General features: G+C 42.1%; 21 protein-coding genes. 3 read left to right on the top strand and 18 right to left on the bottom strand.

Annotation, left to right across the window (positions count from 1 at the left end):
- Positions 1-248: 248 nt before the first annotated feature.
- The 8 genes from P7J36_RS06230 to adhE all read right to left on the bottom strand — a co-directional run bounded on the left by P7J36_RS06230 (position 249) and on the right by adhE (position 12,504).
- Positions 249-1,526 (bottom strand): MATE family efflux transporter, encoded by a 1,278-nt coding sequence (locus P7J36_RS06230; RefSeq protein ID WP_408551520.1) that lies wholly within the window; start codon positions 1,524-1,526, stop codon positions 249-251.
- Positions 1,527-1,531: 5 nt separating this feature from the next.
- Entirely contained in the window at positions 1,532-2,959 is a 1,428-nt protein-coding gene (locus P7J36_RS06225; protein ID WP_408551519.1) for an ABC transporter ATP-binding protein, read from the bottom strand.
- Positions 2,923-3,582 (bottom strand): energy-coupling factor transporter transmembrane component T, encoded by a 660-nt coding sequence (locus P7J36_RS06220; RefSeq protein WP_408551518.1) that lies wholly within the window; start codon positions 3,580-3,582, stop codon positions 2,923-2,925. Before P7J36_RS06220 ends, P7J36_RS06225 begins: the two co-directional genes overlap by 37 nt.
- On the bottom strand, positions 3,579-4,172 hold the full coding sequence (locus tag P7J36_RS06215) for an MptD family putative ECF transporter S component (RefSeq protein WP_408551517.1): 594 nt from the start codon (positions 4,170-4,172) through the stop codon (positions 3,579-3,581). The genes P7J36_RS06220 and P7J36_RS06215 overlap by 4 nt, the downstream gene beginning before the upstream one ends.
- Complete coding sequence (locus P7J36_RS06210) at positions 4,173-5,834, bottom strand: ABC transporter ATP-binding protein (protein ID WP_408551516.1); 1,662 nt, start codon at positions 5,832-5,834, stop codon at positions 4,173-4,175. It lies immediately after the preceding gene.
- A complete protein-coding gene (locus P7J36_RS06205) occupies positions 5,827-7,587 on the bottom strand; it encodes an ABC transporter ATP-binding protein/permease (protein ID WP_408562436.1) in 1,761 nt (586 codons plus the stop codon). Before P7J36_RS06205 ends, P7J36_RS06210 begins: the two co-directional genes overlap by 8 nt.
- Positions 7,588-7,714: 127 nt before the next feature.
- Positions 7,715-9,199 carry a threonine synthase gene (gene thrC, locus P7J36_RS06200; RefSeq protein ID WP_408551514.1) on the bottom strand — a complete coding sequence of 495 codons (1,485 nt, stop codon included), beginning with the start codon at positions 9,197-9,199 and terminating at the stop codon, positions 7,715-7,717.
- A gap of 653 nt (positions 9,200-9,852) precedes the next feature.
- Positions 9,853-12,504, bottom strand: a complete 2,652-nt coding sequence (adhE, locus tag P7J36_RS06195; protein ID WP_408551513.1) for a bifunctional acetaldehyde-CoA/alcohol dehydrogenase — start codon at positions 12,502-12,504, stop codon at positions 9,853-9,855.
- A 442-nt stretch (positions 12,505-12,946) separates the two neighbouring features.
- Here adhE and adhP point away from each other — a divergent pair, with 442 nt between their 5' ends.
- Positions 12,947-13,972, top strand: a complete 1,026-nt coding sequence (adhP, locus tag P7J36_RS06190) for an alcohol dehydrogenase AdhP (RefSeq protein WP_105113142.1) — start codon at positions 12,947-12,949, stop codon at positions 13,970-13,972.
- A gap of 80 nt (positions 13,973-14,052) precedes the next feature.
- Here the strand turns inward: adhP and hisS are convergent, their stop codons facing one another.
- Both hisS and P7J36_RS06180 read right to left on the bottom strand, forming a co-directional pair.
- Positions 14,053-15,336 carry a histidine--tRNA ligase gene (gene hisS / locus P7J36_RS06185; protein ID WP_408551512.1) on the bottom strand — a complete coding sequence of 428 codons (1,284 nt, stop codon included), beginning with the start codon at positions 15,334-15,336 and terminating at the stop codon, positions 14,053-14,055.
- Between the two features lie 199 nt (positions 15,337-15,535).
- A complete protein-coding gene (locus tag P7J36_RS06180; RefSeq protein ID WP_408551511.1) occupies positions 15,536-16,150 on the bottom strand; it encodes a hypothetical protein in 615 nt (204 codons plus the stop codon).
- 270 nt (positions 16,151-16,420) lie between these two features.
- On the opposite strand from P7J36_RS06180, the gene rpmF reads away from it, so the two are divergent.
- Complete coding sequence (gene rpmF, locus P7J36_RS06175; protein WP_002937589.1) at positions 16,421-16,603, top strand: 50S ribosomal protein L32; 183 nt, start codon at positions 16,421-16,423, stop codon at positions 16,601-16,603.
- A gap of 15 nt (positions 16,604-16,618) precedes the next feature.
- Entirely contained in the window at positions 16,619-16,768 is a 150-nt protein-coding gene (gene rpmG, locus P7J36_RS06170; protein WP_002262412.1) for a 50S ribosomal protein L33, read from the top strand.
- A gap of 195 nt (positions 16,769-16,963) precedes the next feature.
- Here rpmG and P7J36_RS06165 read toward each other — a convergent pair whose 3' ends face one another.
- The 8 genes from P7J36_RS06165 to P7J36_RS06130 all read right to left on the bottom strand — a co-directional run bounded on the left by P7J36_RS06165 (position 16,964) and on the right by P7J36_RS06130 (position 25,619).
- Positions 16,964-17,803 (bottom strand): metallophosphoesterase, encoded by an 840-nt coding sequence (locus P7J36_RS06165; protein WP_408551510.1) that lies wholly within the window; start codon positions 17,801-17,803, stop codon positions 16,964-16,966.
- A gap of 51 nt (positions 17,804-17,854) precedes the next feature.
- Positions 17,855-18,748 carry an aldose 1-epimerase family protein gene (locus P7J36_RS06160; RefSeq protein WP_408551509.1) on the bottom strand — a complete coding sequence of 298 codons (894 nt, stop codon included), beginning with the start codon at positions 18,746-18,748 and terminating at the stop codon, positions 17,855-17,857.
- 64 nt (positions 18,749-18,812) lie between these two features.
- Positions 18,813-20,219 carry a 6-phospho-beta-galactosidase gene (gene lacG / locus P7J36_RS06155; protein WP_105212242.1) on the bottom strand — a complete coding sequence of 469 codons (1,407 nt, stop codon included), beginning with the start codon at positions 20,217-20,219 and terminating at the stop codon, positions 18,813-18,815.
- Positions 20,220-20,452: 233 nt separating this feature from the next.
- On the bottom strand, positions 20,453-22,132 hold the full coding sequence (locus P7J36_RS06150; protein ID WP_024418733.1) for a lactose-specific PTS transporter subunit EIIC: 1,680 nt from the start codon (positions 22,130-22,132) through the stop codon (positions 20,453-20,455).
- Entirely contained in the window at positions 22,132-22,449 is a 318-nt protein-coding gene (locus tag P7J36_RS06145) for a PTS lactose/cellobiose transporter subunit IIA (RefSeq protein WP_003048451.1), read from the bottom strand. The genes P7J36_RS06150 and P7J36_RS06145 overlap by 1 nt, the downstream gene beginning before the upstream one ends.
- Before the next feature lie 237 nt (positions 22,450-22,686).
- Positions 22,687-23,520, bottom strand: coding sequence for a PRD domain-containing protein (locus P7J36_RS06140; RefSeq protein WP_024418732.1), 834 nt, complete (start codon positions 23,518-23,520; stop codon positions 22,687-22,689).
- A 187-nt stretch (positions 23,521-23,707) separates the two neighbouring features.
- Positions 23,708-24,685 (bottom strand): tagatose-bisphosphate aldolase, encoded by a 978-nt coding sequence (gene lacD, locus P7J36_RS06135; protein ID WP_277943858.1) that lies wholly within the window; start codon positions 24,683-24,685, stop codon positions 23,708-23,710.
- A gap of 1 nt (position 24,686) precedes the next feature.
- Entirely contained in the window at positions 24,687-25,619 is a 933-nt protein-coding gene (locus P7J36_RS06130) for a tagatose-6-phosphate kinase (RefSeq protein WP_024377392.1), read from the bottom strand.
- Positions 25,620-25,623 lie beyond the last annotated feature (4 nt).

The raw sequence follows: 25,623 nt of genomic DNA, 5'->3' as shown, positions 1-25,623 counted from the left end.
TTTAGTGTACCCTGTTTTCTAAAAAAACAACTAGATTTTTCTCAACTTTCTATTGACTTTTTACCACTAGACTTATACAATCACTACTATTATACCATTTTTACATAAGAATAAAACACACGAAAACAGCCGACCGCGGCCGACTGTTCTCTAGGAGATTATATGAAAAAAACTTGTTGCTATTTCTAGCTTGAATATAGTATAAATCTTTGAACTTAAACAAAACTGAAAGATTTCTTAGCCTTATCTTAAATTGATTCTTGTTTTGAATACCTATACAGAAAAAATAGCACCCCTGCTCGGAAGGCATTATCTAAAATCGTTGCAATCCAAATGGCTGACAAACCGATTTTAAAAAATGTTACAAATAAATAAGCTATGCCAATCCGCACTAGCCACATACCGATAGTTGTGGCATAAAAGGGTAATCTAGCATTTCCTAAACCTTGCCAAAGAGCTGTCAAAATAAGAGTGCCAGCTGTAAAGGGAACTCCCAACATGGCATAAAATAATACTGTTTGACTAGCTTGTGCTACTTGAATATCCTTAGTATAAAGACCGATTAGGAAAGGCCCCGCAAAATAAGTCACACCAGCCACAAAAAACATAAACAGCAAAGAAAGGCCAAAGCTTGTTCGAAAAATATGTCGGACCATAGCCTTATCCTGTCTGTGTTTCGCTGTAAGGATGATTGTCGCGGTAGCAATCCCTAAAGCCGGCATATAATTAAACTGCGTCAGGGTTTCTCCAATCGCATTTCCAGCTACCGTCGCTGTTCCTAAGCTGGTAATCAAAGCTACGACTACCACATCTCCCACCCGCATCATCAACCGTTCACCAGTTGCTGGCAGGGCAAGTCTAAGCAGTTCTTTATCAAAGGACCAGGTCCATGGTTTTAAAGAAATCGGTAAGCGAGACCAAAGCAGACTACAACCAATCAATCGCGATAATACCGTTCCAATCGCAACCCCAGCTACACCTGCATGAAGCACAAAGACTGCAAATGCTGAAAATAGTGCATTTAAAATGTTAGAGAGCAGGCTGATATACATAGGAAAACGTGGTTCCCCCAAGGTTCGTAAGATTGCACTCAAACTTGTCATAAGTCCCAAAAAAAGCGCTCCCCCACCAACCAATATCAAATAAAGACCTCCAGCCCGTACCACTTCTGACTCTGCTCCCAAGCTAGTAAGTACTATTGGACCTGCCAGAACTGAAAAAATCCCTAAAAGGAGACCGATAAAAACTGTAAACTTGACACTTTCACTAGCAGTTCCTCCAATGCCTTCTGAGGCCTCTTCACCCAAAGTCTGAGCCAAACGAGAAGACACCGCTGCTGCCAGGGCAATAAAAACCGCCTGATAGACGGCTAAAATATTATTAACAAGGGAAACTCCAGACAAAGCTACGATGCCAATACTGGCTACTAGATAAGAGTCTACTACCCCCATTAACATCTGGAGAAGGTTTTCCCCCATGGCTGGAAAGGCAATGGTTAAAATTTCTTTATAGGTTTGTTTGTTCATAATCTCTATTTCAACTGTTTAATATCTACTATTTTATCACAAACAAGATTCAATAGCTCTTCATCGTGAGAAATTAACAAAACCAACTTATTCTTCATTTTTAAGTCTACTAAAGCAGAAGCAACTTGTTGCATTCCTCTCAAATCCAAGCCGCTCGTCGGTTCATCAAAAATGAAAATTTCCTTATCTGCCAGTAAGCTGGCCACTATCATCACGCGCTGTTGTTCACCACCCGATAAACTGACCGGATGCCTCTCCAACAAATCCGATAGACCAAAACGAGCTACCAAATGTTCATCGACAGCTCTATTTTTCCTTCCAAGAGTAAGTTCTCGCTTAACACTTTCCGCAAATAATTGGAGTCGAACATCCTGCATAACAAAGGCTGTTTTTTCCAATCTCTGGCGACCAGACAAGGTTTGACCTTGCCAAGAAATCCTACTCTTCTTATCTTCCGCTAAACCGACCAGATAACGAGCAAGGCTTGTTTTTCCAGAACCATTCGATCCAACCAAACCCACCACCTGTCCTGGTGCCAAGCAAAGCTTTTCAATCTTGTAGAGAGTATTCTCCTTCTGACTTACCGATAAATTTTCAACAAGTAACCCCTCTTTATCATTAACAAACTGGTCCGCCAGCTCCGCTATTGCCCGCCCATAAGGCTCCGAGTCATAACAACGCAGTCCCATATCCTGACGGCATTCTTCTGTCCGACTTAAAAACTCATCTGCTAGATAATCCGTCACCACTTGCCCATCTTGAAAATATAAATAGCGATCTGCCAACTGACTGAGATAAGACAGTCTATGCTCGGCAATAATGATGGTCTTGCCTTGGCTTTTTAAAGTTTTCAAGATGTCCTCTACAATCGCAATCCCTTCCTGATCTAGGTTGGCAGTCGGCTCATCTAAAACCAAGACACCTGTCCCTTGCATAGCTGCAACGGCCAAGGCTAGACGTTGTTGCTGACCACCTGATAGACTGGAAATCGTTCGCTGGCTAAGAGAAGCCAAACCAAATAATTCCATAACCCAAGCCAGGCGATTCTCGATTTCTTCTCTTGACAAACCCTGATTTTCACAAGGGAAAACCAATTCCTGCAAGACCTGACTATGAAAAAATTGAGTAGACGGATGCTGAAAGACTGAAGCAATGTGCCGAGATGTTTCTTCCAGACTAGATTTTTGTAAATCCAAGTCCCCTAAGAAAATTTGTCCCGAAAGCTGAGCAGGATAATATTCTGGCGTCAAACCATTCAGTACCTTGAGAAAACTAGACTTCCCAGAGCCACTCTGCCCACATAAAACAACACACTGGCCTTCTGGAATGGTCAAATCCTCTATCTGCAAGGCTGGTTTATCTGCCCCTGAATAAGTTAATGCTACATTTTTTACCGTCACAGCCGGACGAGAATCAGAAAACCGAGACAACATAAGCAAAGACTCCAATCTAGCACGGTCCAAGACGACCGAATATATGCAGGTGATTTTGTAGATACAGCCAAACCTTTTGTCAGACTGGCTACTGTCAATTCCTGAGCTGTTCGCAAGAGAGACATCATCAAGGGAACCAAGAAAAACTCCATGTACTGGAGTGGCTTACAAACCACATCTCTCTTCCGTAAAAAAATTCCTCTAACCTTCAAAGAGGCACAAATCGTACGAGCATCCTGTTTAATGGCAGGTAGGAAACGAAACATTACTCCCAACGTCAAAAGAAATACCTCTGGCAGGTGCCATTTCCGTAAGCCATGAATGAGTTCGTAACCACTTGTCGTCATCAGCAATAGATGTCCTGCCAAAAGCGGAGGCCATGTATAGGTCAATACAAGCAACAAATGCGTCAGCCATGCTGGTAAAAATGTAATATAGGACATCAGACAAAACATAGCATAGGCTATCGGACTCATTATAGCCATTTTCCGCTTTCCAGAAAACCAGAAAAGCAGGCTAAGGCCTAAGACCAGCACTGCATTTTCTAGTATTGTAAGACGCATCCCATAGGTAAAACTAGTGAAGATGACGAGAATAATTTTTGTACGAGCATCTAATTTCATGAAAGATAACCTGATTGTTTAAAATAGCGCTGAAGCATATATTGACCAAACAGACCACTGATAAGAGCTGTTAAGATAATGGTCGTTGACAACCAGAGTACATTCCCTGGAGTGAAATCAAGCATGACACGAGCGATGTATTCTGCTGATTTTCCACGTGCCAAAAGATTGGCCTCATAGGCATCACGCATGAACCACATAAGAATAATCGGTCCCATGTTTCCAAAAGAGAAAATGATATAGCTAAGAAGATTGGTCCATTTTTGTTTATAGTGACCTGACTTCGCTACCATTTCTGCCAAAAAACCAAAGGTCAAGCTTGGGAGAAAGGCCGCTGTCATATAGCCTGATAGGAAAAAGAAACAGGCCATTACTGCTCCAACTAGACTAATTAAACCAAATTTACCAACCTTGGCTACCAATAACATATAAACAGGTCCTGCCAAAAGGGCTGCTCCAGCAGGTGCATACATCATATTACCCGAACGATCAAAAACCAAGCTCAACAAGGTTCCTAGACCAACACAAACAAAGTAGAGGGCAGCAAAAGCCCCTGTTACCATCAGATCTTTTACTTGTAATTTCTTCATTTATTTTTCCTTTACTAATTGCCCGTCTTCCAAGCGGAAAATGGTATCCGCACAGGCCATGGTCGAGCTTCTATGAGAAATCAAGAAAACCATGCCCTGACAGTGTTCCTTAACCAGTTGGATAAAGCGGGCTTCATTGAGCGAATCTAGGTTACTAGTTGGCTCATCAAAGATATAGCAGTCTGCGTTTTTGAGCAGGGCCCGCATGAGTTCCAGACGTTGTCCTTCTCCTGCTGAAAAGTCACTGGCTTCCACAATCGTATCCAAGCCCTGCGGTGCTGCCAAAATCCGTTCTTTCATGTGGCATTTCTCTGCCAAGTCCATGATAACTTCATCCGACACATCTGTCCGTCCCAAGAGGAGGTTTTCTCGAATGGTCTGGCGGAAGATTTGCGGTACCTGAGGTACGTAGGCAAAGGAGCCTTGTAAATGAGCCTTGTCTACCTTCCGACTATCCAAGCCAGACAGGCGGATTTGACCTTGCTGCCAGTCATACCACCGCATAATCAATTTCATCAAGGTGGATTTTCCTGCACCGGACTCACCGACCAGACCGATGATGCCCCCCTGTTCAAACTGAACAGACAGGTTCCGATAGAGCCCGGTTTCTCGGTCATCATAGTCGAAATCAACTTGCTCAATAGCAATATCCGTCACGCTGACCTCAACCAAGTCACCTGTTCGCTCTGCTTCTTTTTCATCCAAAAGAGCATAGATGTTCCGACCAGCATTCATAGCCCGCTTGAAACCAAGAGGCAGACGGCTGAGCTCCAAGAAGGGAGCAAAGGAGCTGGTAAAGGACACCAGGAGGGCCACACCAGTTGCCAAGTCCAAGCTCTGACTGCCGACCAAGTCAAAAGTCAGCCAGGCAAAGCCCATGATAGACAAGCCCACCACCAAGAAGGAAACGGCATACTGCATAAAGTTGGTCTGGGCAACCTTTCGCTCCTGCCCATTGACCTCTTGACTTTTCTGTGTCAGATTGGCAAAGCGAGCATCTGTCTGCTGGAACTGCATGAGATCCTTCATGCTCTTAAGACTTTCAATAAAGTAGGAAACATAGCCCTTACGACTGATATTTTGTTCCTTGAGCAAGGGTTGTAACAGCTGGGCAAACCGATTTGGAATAGCAATCGCTAAAAGGGCATAGGTCACCAGAGCCAAGAGAGCCAAGCCCCAGCTGGACAGACCAAAATAGACTGTCAAGCCAAGAGCCACTAAAATCCCTGTACAAATCGGGGCAATGGTATGGGCAAAGAAAACCTCCAAGGCCTCAATGTCCTCCCCAATCATCTTAAGCAGGCTACCGCTGTCCTGTCGATCCAATTTCCCAGGAGCCAGGGCCCGCAGTTTTGCAAAAATCAAACGACGATAGGCCGCCAGCGTATGAAAGGCCACATAATGACCAAAGTAATGCTCACCGTAGCGGAAGGCACCACGCAAAAGAGCCAGAATGACTAGGGCTCCCAAGGTCCATAGCGGAGCAGGATTGCCAGTAAGGGCATCAAAAGCCAGATAGACCAGCGTTACTGGAATAGCAATGGTCACCACCTGTCCCAAGATCGCAAAGCAAACTGCCACCGCAATCCGTGGCAAGAGGTGCTTCATGGACTGCAAGAGTCTCGGAATCAGCACACTTGTTGGCATTTCTTTCTTATCCATAAACGGCTTCCTCCAATTCTCTTTGTTGATCGACCAGCTGACGATAGGCAGAGCTAGTCTGATAAAGCGTGGCATGATTGCCTGTCACAGCTCCCTCCTCAGACAAGAAGAGAATATCATCTGCCTGCTCTACCTGCTTCATCTTATGTGTAATAATGATGACAATGGCATCTTTTGCCACCAAGTTAATCAGGTCGTAAATCAAGGCTTCATTGTCCTGATCGACACTAGAAGTCACCTCGTCAAAGATATAGAGCGAGCGTTTGGCCAAGACCGCACGGGCACAGATGACCTGCTGGCGTTGACCAGGCGACAAGAAAGCCCCATCATCGCCCACAATCGTGTCCAAACCGTCTGGCAGATTTTTAACAAACTGCAAGACCCCATGCTGATCTGCCCAGGCCAAGATGTCCTCCTTAGACCAGTCGCAAGCCATGCGTAAATTCTCATAGATTGACTGGTTGAGCAAGGTTGACTGGCCCGACACATAGAGGACCTGCTCATTCAGAGATAACTGACTAACACCTGAAATCTCCTGCTGACCCAAGTAAATAGCTCCCTTATCCGCCCGCAAGCGTCCCAAGAGCAGCTGGGCCAAGGTCGTTTTCCCCTGCCCTGACTCGCCCGCCAAAGCATAGACCTTGCCAGCCGTCATGGTCATAGAAATATCTTTTAAGACTGGCTTTTCTCCGTAGGCAAAGGCCAGATTTTCCAATTTCAGACTGTCAAAAACAGGCACATGGGTAGCATCGATTTCCCGCTCCGCTGTCATGCTGTCCAAGAAACCAAAAATGCGATCCGCCATCTTGGTATTCATCATGACCAAGTGCATACCGTAGCCCTGCTCCCGTATGGGTGCAAAAAACTCCGTCGCAATGAGGACAAAGAAGAGCATACTAAAGAGGGAGAGATTGCCTGCCGCTAGGCTATTGACCGCCACAAAACCAGATAGACCAATCCCCAGATACATGACCGCATCCATGTAGCCCACCGCTTGCAGCTGGAAACTGAGTAGCTCCATGGTCGCATCGCGGAAGTCCTCCGCCTGCTCATTGAAGGTCTTTTCATAAGCAACGTCCGCCTGATAGGAATAGAGGGTGTTGAGCCCCTGGAGGTCGTCCAGGAAAAGATTGCCCACATCCATGTAGGAGCCCCAGTAGCGATTCATGATCCGCTTGGACCGCTTCTGCATAGCGATGATGGAAATGGGAATCAAAGGCAAGGCCAAGATGAAAATGACCGCACCCAACGGGAAAATCAGAAAGACCAGCAAGAGCACAGTCGCACAGTTGAACTGGGTCCGCAAGGAAGAAGCCATGTAGTAGGAATAGTAGGTATCCAGGCTGTCAATCCCTTGCGAAGCGATGTTAAAGACATCTGCCGCTGTCGCTTTTGATGCAAACTGACCGTCCTTGGCCAAGAGGGCCTCAAAGAAGGACTGCTTGAGCGAATCCCGAGCAAACTGGGAGCCTAGCCCCTGCAAACGCTTGGCAATCAGGGCCACACCATAACCAAAGGCATTGAGCCCCAGCAAGATGAGGACAAACTGTACTAAATCAACCTGCCCGCCCTCATAGTAGGTCACAAAGCCCCTAGCAATCAAATAGAAGGAAATAATCCGCATCAAAAACTGCACCCAGGATAGAAAGGCTGCCAAATAGACCAGCTTCATCTTGGGCTTGATGCGTTCTTTGAGCCGCTTCAAGAGGGCTTTTTTCTTTTCTCTGGTGATTTTTTCCTGTTCTTGTGCCATAGTTCACCTCCCTCAAACATATTCCCATATAGTATATCATTCTTTGAATTGTCTGTAAATTTTAATTTGTATTGAAAAAAGAAAACAAACTGCCTGTTTTAAGCAGTTTGTCATAAGTTATTTTTTATTAAACACCCAAATAGCGTTCTACTTCAGCCTGCATATCTGCAGCTGCAACGACGGTATTGTGGCGGACTGGTGCAGTTTCCAAGCCGTCCACAGCTGGTGGAAGGGCTACACCTGAAATCTCATGCAATTTGGCAAGGGCTTCGAAGTCAGTCAAGCCTGACTGGCCTGTCACAGCCTCAACCGCAACTACTGGGAACTTGTACGGACTTGCTGTAGAAGCAATCACTGTCGGAGTTTGGTCCCCTGTTTGCTCCACATACTGTTTATAGACAGCTGAGGCAACAGCCGTATGTGGATCTTCAATGTAGCCTGACTCCTCATAGACACGCTTGATTTCCGCAGCGGTTTCTTCTTCTGTCGCAAAGGCGGCAGCAAAGAGAGAGAGGATGTCCACGTCAGCTCCTTGAATGTCATACTGACCAGTTGTGTTCAAAGCTTCCATGAGCTCAGCTGTTTTTACAGCGTCATTGCCAAAGAGGTGGAAAATCAACCGCTCCAAGTTCGAGGACACCAAGATGTCCATGGACGGACTGGTTGTCACACGGAAGGTGCGGTTCTTGTCGTAAACGCCTGTCGAGAAGAAGTCGGTCAAGACATTGTTGTCGTTGGACGCACAGATGAGCTTGCCAACTGGCAAACCGATCTGCTTAGCGTAGTAAGCCGCCAAGATATTACCGAAGTTGCCTGTCGGAACGGTGAAGTTGACCTTGTCACCCGCCGCAATCTCACCAGTCTTAACCAGCTGAGCGTAGGCATAGACATAGTAAACAATCTGTGGCACCAAGCGGCCGATATTCATGGAGTTGGCTGATGAAAACTGGAGCTTCTTCGCCGCCAACTTGGCACGAAGGGCCTCATCGTTGAACATATGCTTGACGTTGGTTTGGGCATCGTCAAAGTTTCCGTCAATAGCCACCACATGCGTGTTAGCACCTGTCTGAGTAGTCATCTGCAATTCTTGGACCTTAGACACCCCGTCGCGTGGATAGAAGACAATGATTTGCGTGCCAGGAACGTCTGCAAAACCAGCCATGGCTGCCTTGCCCGTATCGCCTGAAGTCGCAGTCAAGATGACAATCTCATTTTCCAAACCGTGTTTTTTCGCTGCTGTCGTCATCAAGTAAGGCAGGATGGACAGAGCCATATCCTTGAAGGCAATGGTTGAGCCTCGGAAGAGCTCCAAGTTGTATTGACCTTTTAGCTTAACCACTGGGGCAATAACTGGCGTGTCAAACTTGCTGTCGTAGGCATTGTTGATACAGTAGTCCAGCTCATCTGCCGTGAAATCATCCAAGAAAGCCGACAAAATCAATTTGGCAACTTCTTGATAAGAAACATCTTTCAAAACAGAAAAATCCAAGTCAACTGCAGGAATAGAAATCGGTGTAAACAAACCACCGTCGGTCGCCAAGCCCTGCAAAATAGCTTGACTAGCCGATACAGTATTTTTAGCATCACGTGTTGATTGATAAACTAGTGTCATGGTATCCCTCATAAAAAATCTATTTTTTCTATTCTACCACAAATTGACAGAAAATTGGCAAGATATGATGGAAAAGTCAGGCTTTAACCCTAGTTTCCTAACAATATTACCCAGATTATTGTTCTAGTCCTACCAAGTTCCATCAAAAATACCAGCCTATCCCAAGATAGACCGGTATCTATGAAAGTTTGGAGGCAATTTTCCTGTAAATCATATGTCAGTCAACTAACCGAGACTGGATTTACCATACGTTCCTAAACTTACTACTATAATCATTCTAAGCCAAAAGCTATCTAGACAAATTGACGAAGATAACCCATTCATCAAGGAATGATTTTCTAAGCGAGACAAGGCAAAGCGACGTAGGCATAACTAAAGTTAGGCAAGGAGCTTTAACGATGTATCGTGACGCAAGTTATCCTCAATCAAGGAAAGACTTGTCCAACAAACACTTACACGTTCATTTTGAAATCAGTTTTTCCTAAGAGAGTCTAGGCGGCGAAGGCGAAGCTAAACCATCAAAGAATGATTTTCTAAACGAGACAAGGCGAACGACCGAAATAATTCTAGTCCTAAGTCGTTCTAGGCAGATTGACGAGGGTAGAACTATAGTTCACCGAGGAAATCTAACGACGAAAGACGACGGAATAGGATTATTTCAAACGACCTGGACGCTCTTTGTAACCATAGTAGGCATCTTCGATAATCTCTTGCATATGGTCAACCATTGCGAGGCGAGGGTTAGCTGGTGTACATTGGTCTTCGTAGGCAAGAAGAGCCAATTCGCGAGAGTGTTCTTTGAGTTCTTTCTCGTCGATACCTTGTGCTTTCAAGTTCATTTGGATACCGATGCGCTCACCGAGGTCGTAAACAGCTTGTGCGTAAGCAGCAACTGCTTCTTCTGGGGTTGAGCATGGCAAACCGAGCATACGTGCAATATCTTGGTATTTTTCATCCGCTTTGTAGTAGTTGTATTTAGGCCATGTCGCTGTCTTAGCTGGACGTGTACCGTTGTAGCGGATTACGTATGGAAGCAAGATAGCGTTTGTACGACCGTGAACTGTGTGGAAACGTCCACCAATCTTGTGGGCCATTGAGTGAGAAATACCTAGGAAGGCGTTGGCGAAAGCCATACCTGCAATGGTAGATGCGTTGTGCATTTTCTCACGTGAGTGGAAGTCCGCATTCTTCACTGAGCTTTCAAGGTTTTCAAAAACAAGTTTAATAGCTTGGAGAGCTAAACCGTCCGTGAAGTCATTAGCTACAGTTGAAACATAGGCTTCTGTTGCGTGGGTCAATACGTCCATACCAGTATCAGCTGTAACGTGTGCTGGTACTGTCAATACAAGCGCTGGGTCAACGATTGCCACAGTTGGTGTCAATGAGTAGTCAGCGATTGGGTATTTACGGTTGTTTGCTTTATCAGAGATAACGGCAAACGGTGTTACTTCTGAACCTGTACCTGATGTAGTTGGAATCGCGATAAACTTAGATTTCTTACCAAGTTCTGGGAACTTGAAGGCACGTTTACGGATATCCATGAATTTTTGAACTAGGTCATGGAAATCAACTGTTGGTTGTTCGTAGAAGAGCCACATAACTTTGGCAGCATCCATTGGTGAACCACCACCGAGTGCGATGATTGTATCTGGTTTGAAGGTACGCATCAATTCTGTACCTTTATAAACCGTTGTGATGTCTGGATCTGGCTCAACGTCTGAGAAGATTTGGTAAACAACTTTATTACGACGAAGGTCCAATTGTTCGATGATACGATCTAGGAATCCAAGTTCTACCATGGCACGGTCTGTAACGATCATGACACGTTCAACGTCACGACATTTTTGGAGATATTGAATAGAGTCACGTTCGAAGTATGTTTTAGAAGGAACTTTAAACCATTGCATATTATTTCTACGTCTTCCTACTTTCTTGATGTTGAGCAAGTTCATAGCACTTACGTTATCACTGATAGAGTTGCGTCCGTAAGAACCACAACCAAGTGTCAATGATGGCAAGAAGGCATTGTAAACATCACCGATACCACCGAAAGTAGATGGAGAGTTCCAGATAACACGGATAGCACGCACGATTGTACCAAATTCTTTAGCTAGTTCAGCATCTTCAGTATGGATAGCAGCAGAGTGACCTAGACCGTGGAATTCTACCATTTGACGAGCAGCTTCAAGACCTTCTTCACGGCCATCCACTTTCAAGACAGCGATAACTGGTGACAATTTTTCACGAGTCAATGGCTCTTTTTCACCGATTTCAGCAACTTCAGCTGCCAAGATGTTTGTACCTTCTGGTACTGAGAAACCAGCTTGTTCAGCAATCCATGCAGCTGGGCGACCAACGATGTCAGCGTTCAATTTGCCTTCTGCACAGTTTTTGCTGTTGGCTTTCACACCGAAGCAGTATTCTTCAAGAAGAGCTTTTTCTTTCTTATTAACAAAGTAGGTTTTGTAAGATTTGAATTCAGCCACAAACTCATCGTATACTTCTTTATCAATGATAACTGCTTGCTCTGACGCACAGACCATACCATTGTCAAATGACTTAGACATGACGATATCGTGTGCCGCCTGGCGGATGTTAGCAGATTTTTCAATATAGGCTGGAACGTTACCCGCACCTACACCAAGAGCTGGTTTACCACAAGAGTATGCCGCACGTACCATTGCGTTACCACCAGTCGCAAGGATTGTTGCAATTCCGTCATGATTCATCAACTCAGACGTTGCTTCCATAGATGGTTTTGTAACCCATTGGATACAGTTTTCTGGAGCACCAGCTGCTACTGCTGCTTCATAGACAACACGCGCTGCATGGGCTGAAGATTCTTGTGCAGATGGGTGGAAGGCAAAGACAATTGGGTTGCGTGTCTTCAAAGCAATCAATGACTTGAAAATAGCAGTTGACGTTGGGTTGGTTGTCGGAGTGATACCACAGATAACACCAACTGGCTCGGCAATCAAGGTCAAGCCTGTTACTTCATCTTCTTCAATGACACCAACTGTTTTTGTATGGCGCATATTGTTAACCACGTGTTCGCAGGCAAACAAGTTCTTCGTCGCCTTATCTTCGAATACACCACGTTTGGTTTCTTCAAAGGCATGCATTGCCAATTCACCGTGCTTGTCAAGAGCAGCTACCGAAGCCTTGGCCACAATGTAGTCTACTTCTTCTTGACCAAGTTTGCGGAACTCATCAAGAGCAACCAATCCTTTTTGAACAAGCTCATCAACGTGTTTGCGAGCTTCTACTAATTTTTCTTCTGGTGATACAACTTTTTTATCAGCCATTGTGTTCCTCCAAATTTTCTCGTCAACATTTTGTTAACTTTTTCACAATGTTATTCTACAACTTTTATTTTTATTTGTAAAGAGAATTTGTTAATTTTTTCACATTTTTTCTGTTTTATTTTTGAAAACGCTCGCTTTATCTCCGTTTTCCGATATTTTTCTGACTATTTTCAGTAAATTCCCAAAAACTACCCTTGTCAACTCATCACTGAGCGAAAATCAACACAAACTTCTCCTTAGCTTCTATTTTAACAAGAAAACGCTTACAAGCAAACAACTTTTGTGAAAAAATATGGATAAATTTCTGATTATTTCCAAACCAATACTCGCATTAACATCTATTAATATACTTGCATTATGTTGGTTTTTGTGATATTATTAACAATAAATAAATATATTAACACATTTTATAAAAATGTGGCAATTTAATAGGAGGTCTGCCATGAAAGCAGTTGTTGTTAATCCAGAATCTACTGGTGTTGTCGTTGTCGAAAAAGAACTTCGTCCACTTGAAACTGGCGAGGCTTTGGTTCAGATTGAGTATTGCGGTGTTTGTCACACAGACTTACACGTTGCTCAAGGTGACTTTGGTAAGGTTCCTGGTCGTGTTCTTGGTCACGAAGGTATCGGTATTGTGACTGAAATTGCTCCAGATGTGACTAGCTTAAAAGTTGGCGATCGTGTGAGTGTTGCTTGGTTCTTCCAAGGTTGTGGCACTTGTGAATATTGTACAACTGGTCGGGAAACCCTTTGCCGTACTGTTAAAAATGCAGGCTACTCTGTTGACGGTGGTATGGCTGAGCAATGTATTGTAACAGCAGACTATGCAGTAAAAGTTCCAGAAGGTCTTGATCCAGCTCAAGCAAGTTCTATCACCTGTGCTGGCGTAACCTGCTACAAGGCTATCAAAGAAGCGCACTTGGAACCTGGCCAATGGATTGTCATCTACGGTGCTGGTGGCCTTGGCAACCTTGCAGTCCAATACGCTAAGAAAGTCTTTAATGCCCACGTTATTGCTGTCGATATTAACAATGACAAGCTAGAATTAGCCAAGGAAGTCGGCGCAGATGTTATCATCAATGGACTTGAAGTAGAAGACGTACCTGGCTATATCAAGGAAGTAACGGGAGGCGGTGCCCACTCAACTGTCGTAACGGCTGTTTCTAAGGTTGCCTTCAACCAGGCTATTGACAGCGTTCGTGCAGGTGGCTATGTCGTGGCTGTTGGACTTCCATCTGAATACATGGACCTCAGTATCGTGAAGACTGTGCTAGACGGTATCAAAGTGGTCGGCTCACTAGTTGGTACTCGTAAAGATTTAGAAGAGGCCTTCCACTTCGGTGCTATGGGACTAGTTGTTCCAGTCGTTCAAAAACGTCCTGTCGAAGATGCCGAAGCAGTCTTTGATGAAATGGCAGCGGGAACTATTCAAGGCCGCATGGTCTTAGACTTCTGCCACTCACACTAATGCGTTCTCCACTATTTTCAAGAAGTGATTATCCAATCGCTTCTTTTTTACTTTCTAAAATAAAAAGAAGCAGCTTTAGACTACTGCTTCTCCAATTCTTCTAAAATACTTGCAAAATCTGTTTTAAGTGTTTCCAAGCTTGTTTCAACTTGACTTCTTGTCTGGTTATTTTTAACCACAACCTGTCCAGATTCGATTTCACTACCTCCTAGGGTAATGATGGCCTTAGCTCTAAAGACATCTGCTGACTTAAACTGGGCCTTGAGCTTGCGGTCAAGGTAATCTCGCTCTGCTCGGAAGCCTTGCTTGCGAATGGCTTGAACCAACTCAAGCGCTCCGCCATTGGCCTCCTGACCTAAAACTGCGATGTAGACATCTAGCTGGGTGTCGAGAGGGAGCTCGATGCCTTGCTTTTCAAGGACGAGGATGAGGCGTTCAATCCCCATACCAAAGCCAAAAGCTGGTGTTTCTGGTCCACCGAAATAGGACACCAAACCATCATAACGACCGCCGGCACAGATGGTCAGGTCGTTGCCACCCACTTCTGTCATAAACTCGAAAATGGTGTGGTTGTAGTAGTCCAGACCGCGTACCATGTTGGTGTCAATGGTATAAGCAATGCCTAGGCTGTCCAACATGGACTTGACAGTTTCAAAGTGGATTCTACTTTCTTCATCCAAGTAATCCAAGATGGACGGTGCATTTTCCACTGCGACCTTGTCTTCTTTTTCCTTGGAATCCAACACACGCAAAGGATTTTCTTCCAAACGGCGCTGGCTATCTTTAGACAACTGTTCCTTGAGCGGTGTCAAATAGTCAATCAAAGCCTGACGGTAGGCGGCACGACTCTCTGGATTGCCCAGACTGTTGAGGTGGAGGCGGATGTCCTTGATCCCCAACTCTTCAAAGAAGTGATAGGCCATAGCAATGGTTTCTACGTCTGTCGCTGGGTTATTGGAACCAAAGCACTCCACACCAATCTGGTGGAACTGACGGAGACGACCTGCCTGTGGACGCTCGTAGCGGAACATTGGGCCCATGTAATAGAACTTAGCTGGCTTTTGCACTTCTGGAGCAAAGAGCTTGTTTTCTACATAAGAACGAACAACCGGTGCCGTACCTTCTGGACGGAGGGTGATATGACGCTCTCCCTTGTCATAGAAATCGTACATCTCCTTGGTCACAATGTCTGTCGTATCGCCTACCGAACGGCTGATCACCTCATAATGCTCGAAAATCGGTGTGCGAATCTCAGCGTAATTGTACTGTTTGAAAATGCTACGGGTAAAGTTTTCCACGTACTGCCATTTAGCAGAATCCTGCGGTAGTAAATCCTGGGTCCCTTTGGGTTTTTGTAATTTCATAGGCCTTCTCATTTCTCTAAAACTTTTCCTTATTTTATCATATTTTGGGCTTTTTTGGAAATGGCAGAGCAGACAAAAAGCCGTGCCTACTGACACGACCTTGTTTAAAAAACTATTTCTTGTCTACAATATGGAAATTCAAGTCGGCCACTTCGATCTCAACCTCAAGTTTTTCTTCTGAGTTGAGATTGAGGAGGTTTTATAAGGCTATTTCTGCAAAGGCCGCTACTTTTTCTTGGCGTCCTGCATCATTCAAGACTTCCTCACTTGTCTTGTAAATGGCTTCTTGGGATTTATCATTTAAAAATTCCTGAGCCTTTTGTCCAGAAGTGAAGACATCGACCGCCTTGTCTAGCAGGCCATTGCTATTATTGCTGATTTTGATTTCTCCGTGTTGCTGAGAATCAACTTCGACAAGCACAGGTTTCTTGAAGGTCAAGGTATTATTTTGAATCTGAACATCTGACTGACCAATCCCTTCCAAGACCAACTTGAACTCCGTCTGCACAGGAATATCAACAGTCATCTCACGTCCTACAAAGAGCTTGGTAATCGGTTCTGTCCAGTCTGGCCATTCCTTTAATTTATTGTTTTCAAAGGTCTGGTTGGCAGTCGTGTCCACCTCAGCACCTGCTACAACCAGCTTGCTTTCCGCTTCAAACTTCTTAATGACAAACTCATATTGAACCTTGTGGGTTCCTTGGAACCATGCTAGGATGCTATTTCTAAACCAGAAAATTCCTATACCTAACACCAGCAAAAAGACCAAGAGGCTAGCCAACTTTTTCGCAAAAAACTTCCCAACTGTTTTCATACAGTTCTCCTTCATATTGAATAATTGGAACTCGTCCAACAACCATTATATATACTGTCAAGTGAATTTTGCGTCTTTTTGAACATTATAGCAAAATTTCTTTAGGTGGGAATTTAGGTGAATAAAATTTGGTAAAATTTTTAAAAAAATCTGTCAAGTAACTTTACTTTACAAAAAACTTTTGTTATACTGTTACAGTTGACGAAAGTCATACGCACTATTTTAGATTTAAAAGGGGCTTGGCCCTGAATTTAATGGAGGAAGAAAGAAATGGCAGTACCTGCACGTCGCACTTCAAAAGCGAAGAAAAACAAACGTCGTACTCACTATAAAGTAGCAGCTCCAACTGTGAAATTTGATGAAACTACTGGAGATTACTCACGTTCTCACCGTGTATCTTTGAAAGGATACTACAAAGGACGTAAAATCGCTAAGGCTGCTTCAGCTGAATAATAGAAGGGAGATACCATGCGCGTAAATATTACACTTGAACACAAAGAATCTGGTGAGCGTTTGTACCTTACTTCAAAAAACAAACGTAACACTCCAGACCGTCTTCAATTGAAAAAATACTCACCAAAATTGCGTAAGCACGTGATTTTTACTGAGGTGAAATAGGGATTCACTACACGTCAATAGACGGTAGAAACCTTGATTTAATGCGATTTTTGAAAGATGAACTTTCATTACATTGCAGTACAAATCAGTCGAACCACTACCTTTTTTGAAATAAGATTTTGATTCGGATAAGTAATAAACCCCACTGGCTAATGAAAGTCAGTGGGGTTTTTGAGTGATTGGAAAAGAGCAAAGTTACTGATTAACAAGATCTACAACGATAATTTCTGGGCGATTAAAGAATCTTGGTACTCGTGTAGATTCTTTGGCCAGACCCCTGCTTACAATAAAATACGAATTTTCAACTTCATATAAACCACCTGCATATTTCGGAAGAAAACCTTGATTAGGCGCAAATACACCATTAACCAAATAAGGCACTCTCCATTGTCCTCCATGCGCATGACCAGATAACACTAAATCAAATCCATACTTTTGATAAGTATCAATTAGTTCTGGTCGGTGCGCTAGTAAAACTTGGAAGTCAGTGCTTATTTGCTTCCCTTTTATGTCTTCAAGTTGGTCTAGCAAATTCACACTAGTATCATACTTTTGAAAATATTCAGGATCGTCAATGCCTGAAATAGTGATTGACTGCCCCCGTATATCAACTCTACTAGTGTTTCCAGATAATATGGCTACATTCTGTTGTCGCAGATGTTCTAGCATCTGTTTATATCGATTACTCCATATTTCATGATTACCTGACACATAGTAAGTATGATTAAATTTACTTAGCCCGCTCAACAGTTCTAGTGTTTTTTTGTCCGAAAGTTCATCATCAAAAATATCACCACCTAATAAAATGATATCTGGGCCTTCTTTCTCTAATACTTCCAAGATTTGTATCTGGTTTTTACCGTAATTTGATGAGTGTAAATCAGTAATTAGAGCAAGTCTGACTGGTCGAGATATTTTGGGACTAACAAGCCTGTAATGAGTTACTTGAAGCCGACTGTCAAAACCTAAAGCAAGAAAAATTAGGATACAAATAAGAATAAACCATCGTGGCTTACTATTTTTTAGTTTTTTCATTATATGAATTATTTTACCAAATTTCTGTAACGAGCAAACATTTTCAAGAGTTTACTCAATAATAATATCAAAATGTTTTTTATCAACTTCTTTTGGAGCGACGTAACTAATATTTCGTTTGGCATTGAATATGTCAGATTCTTCCAGTGAAGTAGAGAGTCCGCTCCATGGCTCTAAAGCGATAAAGGGACTCTGATTTGTAGTTGACCAAATCACTAAATATGGAAAATCATCAAATGCAATAGAAAGAGTCTTCTGATGATTTTTGGATCTCAAGGTTACCTTTCGTGATACTAATTGATCCAATGTTATGGCATCGTGCTCAAACAGTTGATAGGACAAGTCCAAGGTCTTTTGATTTTCCAAGAATGGTCGGCGGTCTCGCAGATCAAGTAAGCCAGTTTCTGGAAAACTTCTAGGTACTGTACAAGATTCTACTTTTTCAAATTCTAAATAATAGTCTTCATAACTCTCACCATCCAACAAGGGACAATTAAAACCTGGGTGACCCCCAATAAAGTAAGGTAGCTTTCTATGTCCTTCAAGATTTTTCACCTGATATTCAGTTCGAATTGTATTGCCAAATAGTGAGTAGTTAATGGAAAGTTCAAATTCAAATGGGTAATTTTTTACGGTTTCTTCATTTGATGAAATAGAAAATTCCAAAGAGTTTTCAGCACTATTTACATTTTTGAACAGCATTTTTCTCACAAGTCCATGCCTTGGAATTGTGCCTGTAAATGTCGGTCTTTCTGCAGGTTCATAGATAGCCCAATCATTTCGTAAACTTCCACAAATCGGAAATAGAACTGGCGCTTGACCGCTCCAATAGGTCGGATCTCCTTGCCAAAGATACTCGACACCATCATTGTCTTTTATCGAAGTCATTTGCCCACCTAATTCAGAAAATTGTACTGTTAAGTTCTCATTTTTTAATTCGAGCATAAAAACTGCCTCCCTTATATGAAAACAAGGATGTTAACTTGAGCTAGGCATCCTTGTATTAGTTTTATTCAATAACCTGTGTTTCTGCTACTTTTTTATACCAATAAGCACTTTTCTTTGGATAACGTTCTTGGGTCTCAAAGTCAACATAGAACAATCCATATCGTTTCTCGTATCCATTTGACCAAGAAAATACATCCATCAAGGACCAGATGAAATAACCTTTAACATTGGCACCATCTGAGATAGCATCTGAAATCACTTCTAAATGCTTTTTCACGTAGTCGATTCGACCATCGTCATAGACTGTACCATCTACAAACTCATCTTTATAGCCTAGGCCATTTTCAGTGATGTAGATTTTCTTATAGTTTGGATAGTCATTTTTCACACGCATGATTTGATCATAAAGGCCTTGCGGATAGATAATCCAATCCCAGTCCGTTTTTGGAATATCAACTGGAGACTCTCTACGACCGACTCCTTTGATTTGATACTTAGAACTTCCCTTTTCACCTTTACCATTATGGATAATTTCCGTTTCTCCATCATGAGCTCTCATCCAATCACTCATATAGTAATTGATGCCCAAGAAGTCGTTCAAATCTTTTGCAGCATCTAAGGCCGCGAAGTCTTCATCACGAAGGTCTAATTCCCCACCATTTACTTTCAGAATATGGCGAACACCTTCAAGGGTCTTTTCTGAATAGTAACCCAAGTATGTAGCATCTAGGATAAATTTATTGTGAATAATATCTTCAAGTTCCGCTGCACGGACATCGTCTGGATTGGTTGGATCATAAGGATATTTCGTTGGCAATGCATGTACAACACCAATTTCTCCACTATAACCAGCATCCTTGTAGAGCTTAACTGCCTTGGCATGTGAAACCATCATATTGTGATGAGATTGGAATACTTTAGCTAAGTCATACTGAATACCTGGTGGGAACTTCCCAACAAGATACTGACCGTCACCAATTGGACCAATTTCATTAAAGGTCGTCCAGTAATTAACTTCAGGGAATTCTTTGAAGCAAAATGCTGCATAATTGACAAAGTGTTCAATGTTATCTCGATTTAGAAAGTCACCATTAGAATGTAGCGTTTCTGGTGTATCAAAATGGTGAAGCGTTACAAATGGTTCTACGTGACGTTTATGGCATTCCGCAAATAATTTATGGTAAAACTCTACTCCCTTTGGATTCACTTCTCCAAAGCCTGTTGGGAAGATACGAGACCACGCAATTGAAATACGAATGCCGTTTACCCCAAATTGTTCACTTAGTTCTAAATCAACTGGATAACGATTATAAAAATCTGAAGCTGGTTCCGCAGTGTACCAGTAATTATCTTCTAGATACTTATCCCATGCAACACGACCTTTTCCATCTGTCTTTGTGGCACCCTCTGCTTGATATGCAGCAGTTGCTCCACCAAATATAAAATCTTTTGGTAATGTTTTAACCATATGCCTACCTTCTTCTATCAAAAATAAATATAGGGGTAGGAGTTGGAGATTTCACTCCCTCCCCTTTTGATTAAGAACCTGTATTCACAAGTGAAGTGCTTGTATATAAGAGATAGTTTTTCGCTAATCAAGGCGGTTTTTTGAGGGAATACTGACTGTATTTTGAAAAAAACTAACGATGAGTAGCTGAAAAACTAGCCTTAGATGGAAGTGCTGAACTGTGAATATAGGTTCTAAAATTGTTGTTTGACAAAGTCAAGAGCACCTTGACCATCACGAGTGAGTTTAATGTATTGAGCCCCTTCAGTTTTGGCAAGTTTAATACCCAATGCATCGGTTTCTTGTTTAATGTCATCGTAGTTTGATGCTACTTGAGGTGCAAGGATGACTAATTGATACTCTGGCAAAATCTCACGGTGCGCCCCATAGCTTCCTGCTGTAGCTGTAACTGGAACACCGTATTCTTTTGCAGCTTTAGTTAGAGCGTTGGCAAGCAATCCACTTGTACCACCTCCTGCACAAAGTACCAAAACATTGGTTTGTTCAGAAATTTCGGTTTCGACTGCAGCTTTTTCAAGAATAGCATCCGCTTTGGCAGTATTAAAGTTAGCCGCCACTTTCTCTTTCAAGCTATTTTCAACTTTCCCTGATTGTTCTTCAGCAAGAATTTGCTCATCGTAAACTTTCAAGAATGGATAATAGATAAGTACATCGACAACTACCAACAAGATAGCTAGTGCAAAGGCGAGTGGAGCAAAGTTTGTTCCCATTACAATCCCCAACGGTCCTGGAGTTGTCCATGCTAAGTTGACGCTGAAACTGTTCATTTTTAGCGTATCAACAAAGAATTTGAAAATCCATACGTTAGCAATTGGAGCTAAGATGAATGGAACAAAGAATACGGGGTTGAGTACAAGTGGTGCACCGAATAAGATCGGTTCATTTACACCAAAGAAAGTTGGAACAACTGAAGCACGTCCAATTGCTTTATTTCGTTTAGACTTAGTCAACCACATAAACATGAATGGCACAACCAAGGTAGCACCTGTACCACCCATTGTTACGATAAACATTTGAGTACCTGAAGTCAGGATTTTGTCCGCATGTTGACCCGCCTGTAGAAGCTGGAAGTTGGTTTCAATATTAGCATAAGTAATGGCTGCAATTGCTGGTTCAACAATAGATGGACCATGAATCCCGACAAACCAGAACAAAGCATAGGCACCAAAGATAATGGTAATACCCACATAACCATCTGCTGCTGTAAATAATGGCTCAAATAATTTCAGAATAGCCTCAGCAACGTTTGTTCCAAGGAATTGACGTGTTACAAGATCGATTCCATACAAGACAAAGATAGACAATGCATATGGAATCACATCTTTAAATGCCTGGGATACGTTCGGTGGAACTTCGTCTGGCATACGAATGGTAACATTGTTTTTCACACAGACCTTATAGATATTAACCGTAATGAAGGCTGCTAGAAAGGCTGTCAAAAGTCCCTTAGTTCCCATATAACCATTGGCAAATCCACCTTCAATACCATCAGAAGCCAGTAATAAGAAACCTGAAATTGAAGCAATCATGGTTGAAATGAAGTTGATTTGATTGGTTTTTGGCAATTGACGGTTAAACGCATCTGTCAAAGATTTTGCGGTCGTTCCTGCAACTAAGACAGCTACAATACCCATTGTATAACCGTAAGGTTTCATGATAGCTGCAACTGCTTCATCTGACCAAGTAAATCCAAAGATATTAGGTACAAATGCTACCATTAGAAAGATACTTGAGAACAAGATAACCGGCATGGCAGCGATAAAACCATCACGGATAGCCCTTAAATAAGGGTTTCTCGAAATCTTTTCAAAGAAAGGCTTCCCTTTCTCAATGAATTCAATCAATTTGTTCATTATTTATCACCTCGTTTATAAAGTTCAATCATATGACTCATCATATCTTTCAATAATAATGTCGTCATGAGATGGTCTTGGCCATGCATGAGCGTCACACTAAAGGCTAAATCCTCACCAGCCGCTTCTTTCTGCAACAAACTTGTCTGAGCATGGTGGGCTTCAACAATACAAGCATTGGCAGCTTCAACTAGTTCTTCTGCTTTTGCGTAATCACCTTTTTGAGCAGCAGCCAGTGCCTCCATCAAACGAGAACGAGCATCACCAGCGAATGCAACAATCTCAAAACCTAATAACGTAATTTCTTCTCTGTTCATAATATGAACCTCCTATTTTTTATGTACTCAATGGAAATACCATTCAGACTAGCTTCAACAGTCTCGGAATGGGCTGTTGAAGGTTGGAAATAAGACGAACGAGTTCGTATCAATCAAACGTAGATAGAACTCTGTTCCCCTCTCATCTCAATGGAACAGGCTGAAAACCTCCACTGGAGCTTTTCACTCATCAAGTTAAGGCAACAACGTCTGAATTGGATTTACGAAGAGTATGATTTACAATAACCGTTGAATATGTAGTACAATATAGAACCTTTCACTATCATTTACTGGCTCATCAACCAATGATGTAATCATCTCAAAAATCTGACTTCCAACCTGATGGGCTCTTGGATTCTGGAGCTTGATGTACTGTTCCAAACTAGCAATTGATTCATTTGACTGATGGGATCTATCTAAGTAATTCAGAAAATAGGACAAATGAATCATAAAGCGATCATAAAAATTGCTATTTTCTTTTGTGCGTTTAATCCCGTTCTCTATCAAAATTTGTTCAACCTCAGCAATAATTTTCTTACTGATGTCATGTTCTTCACTAGTGGGATGAATTGTTTCACCTTTTGCATTGATTAAGTGAAGTGCAATTTTACCAATCTCATCATTTGGAAAATCATTTAGCAACTTTTCACGAAACATAGCTAAGGCTTCGCGCGCCATTTTATATTCCAATGGATATTCGGCTGAAATATTGGGTAGCCTACTTTCTTGATAGGTATTCTTTAAAACCGCCTGATATGCACAATAGATATGATCTGTCAGTGTCACATATAGATATTCTTGTACAGGGTAATGATAAGTTTCTACCAGATGATTAATAACCGTGTAGGTTGCCGAAATAAAATCTAAGGGAATATCTTTTAATAAGGTTAGAAAATTTTCTTTGGCTTCATCATTTTTTAGCGAAAAGATATTTTCTATCTTGTCCTTAACAATTAAATCCCCTTTCTTCTTTTGAAAGGTTATACCTAATCCCATCACAACTGCCTGTTCCCCATGTTCATTTTTCACCAGTGCAGCGTTATTATTTAGTGACTGTATAATCCTAAACATGTATCCCTCCTATATTTTTAAGCAAAAAAAGACTACAAACAAACCGAGAATATCCCACTCTCAAATCCATTTGTAGTCTTGCCTAATCGAATTAGTTACAATCCACTCTATTCTTACTGATGAGATTATTATAGCATATTCTCAGAAAATGTAAACCCTTTCTTTTAAGAAAATGGTTATTTTTCAATTATTTTTCTAGCCAAGAAGTTGCTGTTTGAGACAAGACTGCATCAAGTCCCTCAATATTTTCACGACCAACAGTTCGTAACCATTCTCGTGCTGCTTCTTCCCCTTGCTCAATATAAACTGGCACAACTCCAGCCCATGTTGCACGACCACATAATACACCATTAAATTTAGCACCAGCTTCATGTGCAAACACTAGAGTATCTTGGAAGAGTTTAGCAGAAACACCTGCACTTAGATAAATGTAGGGTAAGTTAGTTGACGCTTCTTGCTGACGGAAATATTCGGCTGCTTCTTCTTTTGTATAGACAACTTCCCCTGTTCCAAAGCCTTCTACAAAATTCATGTTCACAGGTACTTCTACCTTGAGAACATCCACTCCAAAGCGTTCGTCCGAAAATACCTTCATAGCCTCATTTACTTTTCGAGGTTTGACTTTTGCAAATTCCACACTGGCATTGTCTTCAATCGTTTCATCGTAGCTCAAAATTTCCAAGAAGAATGGTAAACCTTCAGCCTGACATTCTGAACCCAAGCGTTCAATATAGGCATGTTTTTGAAGGTTGACATATTGGTCTCCATCAACATCATAATAGAGTAAGAACTTGATAGCATCTGCCCCTGCTTCTTTTAGTCGTTTTACAGACCACTCTACTAGGCAATCTGGTAAGCGACTAGTAGAGCTTGTATCATAGCCAGTTTTTTCATAAGCTAGGAGCAAACCGCACTGTTCGTCACGGGCGCGTGATGCTGGCAAACCAAATTCAGGATCTAACAGAATTGAGGAAGAAAACTGTGTTAATTCCTCTGAAACTAGTTTCTTTAGTTCTTCCATCTGCTCCACAGTAGGTTCTTCTGTCTGATGTTTTGCCATCATTTTTTTCAGGGCTCCACGTTGGTCAAATGCTAAAGCTGAAATAATACCTGCTTCATTGCTTACTTTTTCCATGTATTTTCTTTTATCTGTTGTTACTACCATATTATACCTCTTCGACTTCGATTTGAGAATACAACGATTCTGCATTTTCTAAATTGACATAACCTGTCTGTTCTTCCTGGGCATTTAGTATGCCCAAAACATTAGCCTTTTTAAGTAATTCTGTATCAGGTAAGGCATGTACCAAACTAGCTGCAATACCTGCAACTGTTGAATCTCCTGATCCCACTGGATTGACGACTTTGATTTTTGGAATTCTGACACGATAGAACTTGTCATTGTGCTTGGCAAAAGCCCCCTGTGCTCCTAATGAGACGACTATCCAATCAATTCCTTGGAAAAGTTGACCAGACAAAACTGATTTCAACTCTTGAATATCATCAGTAACTTCTTTACCAATCAGTTGTGATAACTCTTCTGTATTCGGCTTAATAACTGTCGGCTTCTGCTGGCTTTCTAAAACGTTTTTCAGCGCCTCACCAGAACAATCCAAAACAACAGCTACACCGAATTTTTTACAAAGTTCTACAATCTCAACATAATAATTGCTAGCAAGTCCCTTAGGCAAACTTCCTGAAATGACAACTACATCTACATTGTTCAGAATAATTTCAAGGTGTTCAATAAAATTCAAGGCTTCATGTTCTTGAATAGTTGGTCCTTGTTCTAAAATCTCCGTCTGTTTGCCATCATGAAGAACCGCAATACAGTTACGTGTTTCGCTCCCAATTTCCACAAAGGAATTTTTAATATCATTTCGAGTGAGTTGTTTCTTTACATAACTTCCAATCTCGCCGCCAATAAAGCCTGTTGCTACAACATCTTCACCGATTTGTTTCAAAACTCGTGTGACATTGAGCCCCTTGCCTCCAGCTGTTTTTTGAACTTTTTCTACTCGATTGACCGTATCCAAATGAAAGGTATCCAATTGATAGGCAATATCAACGGACGGATTTAAAGTGATTGTCAAAATCATGTGA

Origin of the sequence: Streptococcus suis, from assembly GCF_046032115.1 — a bacterium.
GTDB lineage: Bacteria > Bacillota > Bacilli > Lactobacillales > Streptococcaceae > Streptococcus > Streptococcus suis_AJ.
Note: the sequence above shows the minus strand (reverse complement) of the source record. Positions and strands in the feature narration are given on the sequence as shown.